The organism is Pseudomonas sp. UBA5706, from assembly GCF_002419965.1.
GTDB lineage: Bacteria > Pseudomonadota > Gammaproteobacteria > Pseudomonadales > Pseudomonadaceae > Aquipseudomonas.
Map to the genome: position 1 here is coordinate 383 of NZ_DIHC01000014.1, position 5,827 is coordinate 6,209.

Annotated in this window: 6 protein-coding genes; 5 read left to right on the forward strand and 1 reads right to left on the reverse strand. The window is 61.7% G+C overall.

Annotation, left to right across the window (positions count from 1 at the left end; genetic code table 11):
• Positions 1–157: 157 nt before the first annotated feature.
• Positions 158–1,063 (reverse strand): LysR substrate-binding domain-containing protein, encoded by a 906-nt coding sequence (locus B3I26_RS07235; RefSeq protein ID WP_296256523.1) that lies wholly within the window; start codon positions 1,061–1,063, stop codon positions 158–160.
• A gap of 229 nt (positions 1,064–1,292) precedes the next feature.
• Between B3I26_RS07235 and B3I26_RS07240 the strand changes: the two genes are divergently transcribed.
• The 5 genes from B3I26_RS07240 to B3I26_RS07260 are packed head-to-tail and all read left to right on the forward strand — an operon-like array spanning position 1,293 to position 5,746.
• Positions 1,293–2,138, forward strand: a complete 846-nt coding sequence (locus B3I26_RS07240; RefSeq protein ID WP_296256524.1) for a transporter substrate-binding domain-containing protein — start codon at positions 1,293–1,295, stop codon at positions 2,136–2,138.
• Between the two features lie 12 nt (positions 2,139–2,150).
• Entirely contained in the window at positions 2,151–2,813 is a 663-nt protein-coding gene (locus B3I26_RS07245; RefSeq protein WP_296256526.1) for an amino acid ABC transporter permease, read from the forward strand.
• A gap of 7 nt (positions 2,814–2,820) precedes the next feature.
• Entirely contained in the window at positions 2,821–3,498 is a 678-nt protein-coding gene (locus B3I26_RS07250) for an amino acid ABC transporter permease (protein ID WP_296256528.1), read from the forward strand.
• Positions 3,499–3,509: 11 nt separating this feature from the next.
• Positions 3,510–5,012: an argininosuccinate lyase gene (gene argH, locus B3I26_RS07255; protein ID WP_296256530.1), complete on the forward strand. Its 1,503-nt coding sequence runs from the start codon at positions 3,510–3,512 to the stop codon at positions 5,010–5,012.
• A 2-nt stretch (positions 5,013–5,014) separates the two neighbouring features.
• Positions 5,015–5,746 carry an amino acid ABC transporter ATP-binding protein gene (locus B3I26_RS07260; protein WP_296256532.1) on the forward strand — a complete coding sequence of 244 codons (732 nt, stop codon included), beginning with the start codon at positions 5,015–5,017 and terminating at the stop codon, positions 5,744–5,746.
• Positions 5,747–5,827 lie beyond the last annotated feature (81 nt).

Below are 5,827 nucleotides of genomic sequence, written 5' to 3' on the forward strand. Positions count from 1 at the left end.
GCGTGGCTTGCCCGCGATCTGTCGGGCACCGGCAGCAAATCCTGAGCATGGGGTTTGTCTGGTTCAACCAAGGCGGCTGGTTTTACTACCGCTGCGCGGCAGATCGCGGGCAAGCCACGCTGCTACAGCCTGCGGCCAGAAGCAGAGGCCGCGGACCTTACACCTGCCACTCCTTGCTCGCCTCGGTGAGCATTTCGTGGATCAGCACCCCAAAGCGCTGGCTCAACAGGCTCTGCGGTCGGTCGTCCGGCAGCAGTAAGTAGGTCGAGAAACGAATGGCCGGGCTGAACGGCCGGGTGTCGATGCCCGTGTGCAGGTACTCCCGCGCTACCATCGGGCTGACGATGCTGACTCCCAAACCCAGCGCCACCAACGAGCAAACGGTCGCGGCGTAGGGTGTTTCCAGATTCAACTTGCGGTACTCCTTATCCGCCGCGAAAGCCCGGTCCACGCGCGTGCGAGAGCCGTCGTTCTGTGACAGCGAAATGAATTCCTCGCCGTATACATCTTCGGGCGTCACCTGAGCCAGGGCCGCGAGCCGATGGCCCTTGGGAAACACGCAAACCCCGGGAACATCGCAGATTCTTTGCGTGCGCACCCCCGGCATTTGCTCGGCGACATAAGACGCCAGACCCAGGTGGCAGAATTGCGAGGCCGCCCAGTGCGCGACCATCGGCGAGTCGCTGGTATGGATCGAAATTGCCACGTCGGGGTTTTCCTGACGAAAACGCTGGATGACCCTCGGCAACACCGTCAGCGACAGCGATGGCACAGCCGCGATGCGCAACTGGCCGGTGCCGCCACGACGAATGTTTTGTGCTGATCTTTCCAGACTCTGCAAACCGGTAAAGGCACGTTCCACATCGGCGAATAACGCCGCGCCTTCGTCAGTCGGCAACAGGCGACCACCGATCCGCTCGAACAGTTTGAAGCCACTGCCGCGTTCCAGTTGCGCGATCAGGCGGCTGATGTTGGGTTGCGAGGTGTGCAACGACTCGGCTGCTGCGGTCATCGAGCCGCTCAGCATCACGGCGCGGAAGGCTTCGACTTGTTTAAAGTTCATGGCAGGCCATATCAATTCGGTATGGGCGACCACTGTATTGTCATTTGTTGGCATGAGCCAGAGGCTTTATAACAACTGTCGACATCGACGGTTCCGCACAGACGGCCGCGATGCCCAAGCGCCGGCCAATCGCCAACCTCGCGCTGCAATTTCCGCTGTTTTCTGCCCTTGAAATCGTTGCGTGGTGTCGTCTCGTGCGGCGCTGCGCTGGTAGTTACCAGGAGGCATCATGTCGTATTCGTTAAAAACCCTCGTTCGTACCGTGGCTCTCACATGCGTCTCGCTGGCTGGCCTGCCTCATGTAAACGCGGCTGACCTGCCGCCGGTCCCCGATGACATCAAGCAAGCCGGACAACTGCGCGCCGGCGTGCGTTGCGACCAGCCGCCTTACGGCTTTCAGGACGGCAATGGCGAGTTCGCCGGGGTCGAAGTCGAAATGTCCAGGCAGATCGCCCTGTGGGCGCTGGGCTCCAAGGATAAAGTGACCTTCACCTGCGTAACCGCCGAGAACCGCGTGCCGCAGCTGCTGGGGCGCAAGGTCGATTTCCTCATCGCGACACTGGGCGTCACTCCGGAACGCCAGCGCGTTATCGACTTCACGGCGCCGTATCGCTGGGGTGCCAGCGACGTGGTGGTGAAGAAGGACAGCCCGATCAAATCGATCAAGGACCTCAACGGCAAGACCCTGGCCACCCTCAAGGGCTCGGTTCAGGCCAAGTGGTTCGAGGACCATATGCCCGAAGTCAAGACCCTGCGCATGAATAGCGCTGCGGACGCCTTGCAGACCTTCCGCCAGGGGCGCGCGGATGCTTACACCCATGACGCTGCGACGTTGGTGGTAGTGGCGGCCAACGACAGCGACGCACGCCTGATCAATGAACCGTTCCAGATATCCGATGCGGCCATTGGCGTGCGCAAGAACGACGAGGCGTTGCGTGACTACCTCAGTGCTGCGATAGCGAAGATGCACGAGGAGAAACTGTTCGGCGGCTGGGTGCGGCAGTACGTCCCGCAAAACATCCAGAGCTACTACCTGAGCGTGTTCGAGCAGGCCAAGCCTGCTGAAAAACTCTGACCGGACGCCGTCATGGATTTCGATTTCAACTACCTGCTGGCGCAATGGCCGGCGCTGCTCGCTGGCGTGCTGATGACGTTGCGGGTCTCGCTGCTGGCCATCGTGTTTTCGTTGATGATCGGTGTGCTCGGTGGGGCAGCACGGGTGATGAAGGTGCCGGTGCTGGCGCAGATCGTGACGCTGTACGTGGAACTGATCCGCAACACGCCGATTCTGGTGCAGCTTTTCTTCATCTTCTATGGCCTGCCAGCAATCGGTATCGAGCTGTCGTTGTTCTGGTCGGGGGTGTTCTGCCTGTCGCTGTGGGCCGGGGCGTATCAGGTGGAGAACATGCGCGGCGGGCTGGCAACGGTCGAGTACGGGATGCGCGAGGCGAGCATGGCCCTGAGCCTGAAACCCGGTCATTACTTTTGTTTGGTGGCGCTGCCAATAGCTTTTCGCACCAGTCTGCCGGCGGTGCTCAACACGGCGATTTCGCTGCTGAAGAACTCGTCGTACTTGCAGGCAATCGGCTTGGCTGAGCTGACATTCGTGGCGGTGGACCGGATTGCCACGGATTTCCGCGCCATCGAAATGTTCAGCGCGATTTGCGTGATGTACCTGGCACTGGTGGCGATTCTGTCGCTGTGCACCGGACGCCTCTCGGCCCACCTGCAACGTCCTTTCCGGCAGTGAGGCTTCGATGAATTTTCTGATCGAAAACTGGGGCTTCGTGCTCAAGGGCCTATGGATGACCCTGCGCCTGGCGCTGGTGATCCTGCTCTTCACCACGATCATCTCGGCGGTGTTCGGCGTGCTGGCGACCCTGAAAAATCGCCTGCTGTGGTGGACCATTCATGGCTACGTCGAGCTGTTTCGCTCGATTCCGCTGATCGTCAACGTGTTCTTCATTTTCTTCGGTGCGCCGATGCTCGGTCTGGACCTCAGCCCGTTCGCGGCAGTGGTCACCGGCTTGACGCTGTGGGGCAGCGCCAACGGTATCGAAATCGTCCGCGGCGGGCTGGAGTCGGTCGCGCGTCACCAGTGGAAAAGCGCCTGGACCCTGGGGCTGCGCCCTTGGCAAATCTACCTGCATGTGATCGCGCCGCAGTCGATGCGGGCGATTCTCCCGGCGTACACCGGCCTTTTGACCATGCTGGTGCAAGCCACCTCGCTCGGAGCGCTGGTGGGGGTGGGCGAGTTCCTCAAGGTCGGCCAGATCATCGTCGAGCGCTCCACGGTGATGACCGGCGTCAGTCCGGCGTTCAGCGTCTATGGCCTGGTGCTGCTGGTGTACTTCGTCATCTGTTCATTGCTGAGCTGGCTCAGCCGTTATCTCGAACGTCGCCTGGGTCGCCCGGCGATGCGCGCAACTCGTTAAGGGGTTTGATCATGCAAGAGTCCAAAGTCAGTCGTCGCCTGAAGGAAACCACCGCCCCCGAGGTCAACGAGTACATCTATCGGCCGCGGCTGGAAGGTTTCGCCGACGGCTTTATCAATCTGGGTAACGTCAACAAGGCGCACATCGTGATGCTCGCCGAACAGGGCCTTATTCGCAGCGAGCACGCGACCGCCCTGGCCAAGGGCGTGCTAGACATGGAGTCCGCGGGTCCCGGCGCAGTGACTCTCGACCCGTCCCGCGAAGACGCCTACTTCAACTACGAAGCGCACTTGATCGAACAGATCGGCACCGACGTCGGCGGCCGCCTGCACACCGGGCGCAGCCGGAACGATATCCTCGCCACCCTGGACCGCCTGCGTTGCCGCGAAGTGCTGATGAGCCTGATCGATGCATTGATCCAGACCCGCCAGACAGCATTGGACAACGCTGAGGTGTTCGCCGAAGTGGTGATGCCCGGCTACACCCATTTGCAACCGGCGCAACCGATCACCTACGGTTATTACCTGTCGGCGGTGGAGCAGGCGCTGGAACGCGATTGCAAGCGCCTGACCCAGACCCTCGAATCGATGAACCAGTGCCCGCTGGGGGCGGCGGCTTTCGCTGGCACCCCGTTCGACATCGACCGGGCACGTACGGCAGAGCTGCTAGGCTTCGACGGTTATCTGGACAATGCGCTGGACGCCGTGGGCTCGCGGGATTTCATTCTGGAGAGTCTGTCGCACCTGAGCTTGCTGTCGGTGTTCTGGAGCCGTGTTGCCCAGGACTATTTCGTCTGGAGCACCCACGAATTCAGTCTGATCGATTTCCCTGACAGCGTGGCGGCGACCTCCAGCATCATGCCGCAGAAGAAAAACCCCACGGTGCTGGAGTACCTCAAAGGCCGCACCGGGCATATCGTCGGCCTGCTGATGGCGGCCAGCGTCACGGTCAAGGGCAGTAACTTTTCGCACACCGGCGACGCCAATCGCGAGGGCACGCGCGGCTTTTGGGAAGCAGCGGAGGAGACCCAGCGCTGTCTGAAACTGCTGGAGCTGGTGTTGCGCACGGCCACTCCTAACGTGGAACTGGCGGTGCGTCGCGCGGGCGAAGACTTTTCCACCGCCACCGGCCTTGCCGACCTGATCGTGCGCGAGGCCGACCTGTCGTTCCGCGAGGCCCACCACATCGTCGGCGCGGCGGTGCGCATGGCGATGGACGCTGGATTGCCAGCACACCGCATTGACACTGACATGGTGGACGTCTGTGCGATGGAGCAGGTGGGGCATGCGCTGAACTTGCCTGCGCACAAGGTTCGCGAATGCCTGGACCCGACGGCGAACGTGCAGTCCCGCGATTCCGCTGGCGGCCCGGCATCGTCTTCGCTGCGCCCGAGTCTGCTGCGGGCCAATGCGAGGTTGCAGGTCGAGCGTGAGGCCAATCAAGCGCGACGTGACCGTTTGCTTGCGGCACAGGAGACATTGCAGGCCGCTATCCGCACGCAGGCCGGGTTATGAACATGCTGACCGTGCGTGGACTGCACAAGCGCTTCGGCGAGCACGAGGTGGTCAAGGGCGTCGATCTGGACGTGCGGCAGGGCGAGGTGGTGGTGATCATCGGCCCAAGCGGCTCTGGAAAGTCGACGTTCATTCGGTGCCTTAACAGCCTGGAAGTACCTTCGGCGGGCACGGTGGTGGTGGGAGCAGGTGACTCGGTCGACGCCGGCGATCGCAAGGCACTGGCGCGGTTGCGCGAGGACGTTGGCATGGTCTTTCAGGACTACACCCTGTTTCCGCACATGACGGTGATGGCGAACATGACCCTGGCGCCGATCAAGCTCAAACGCATGAGCAAGGCCGACGCCCAGGCCCACGCCCTGGCGCTGCTGGATCGGGTGGGCTTGCGGCACAAGGCCGACGGCTACCCCAGCGAATTATCAGGCGGCCAACAGCAGCGCGTGGCGATCGTCCGCGCCCTGGCGATGAAACCTCGACTGCTGTTGTTCGACGAACCGACCTCTGCCCTGGACCCTGAAACCGTCGGTGAGGTGCTCAACGTGATGAAAGGCCTCGCGGCCGAAGGCATGACCATGATCGTGGTGACACACGAAATGGGCTTCGCCCGTGAAGTAGCAGACCGCGTGGTGTTTTTCGAGGGTGGCAAAATCGTCGAAACCGGACCGCCGGCACATCTCTTCTCCACCCCGCAACACCCCCGAACCCGGCAATTTCTGCAAAGTGTTTTGCACTGAGCAATGGTGGAAAAAGAGCGGGTCGAAGCGGGGTTTTTTCTCGTCTCTGATCACCTGATTGTTCCCACGCTCTGCGTCACT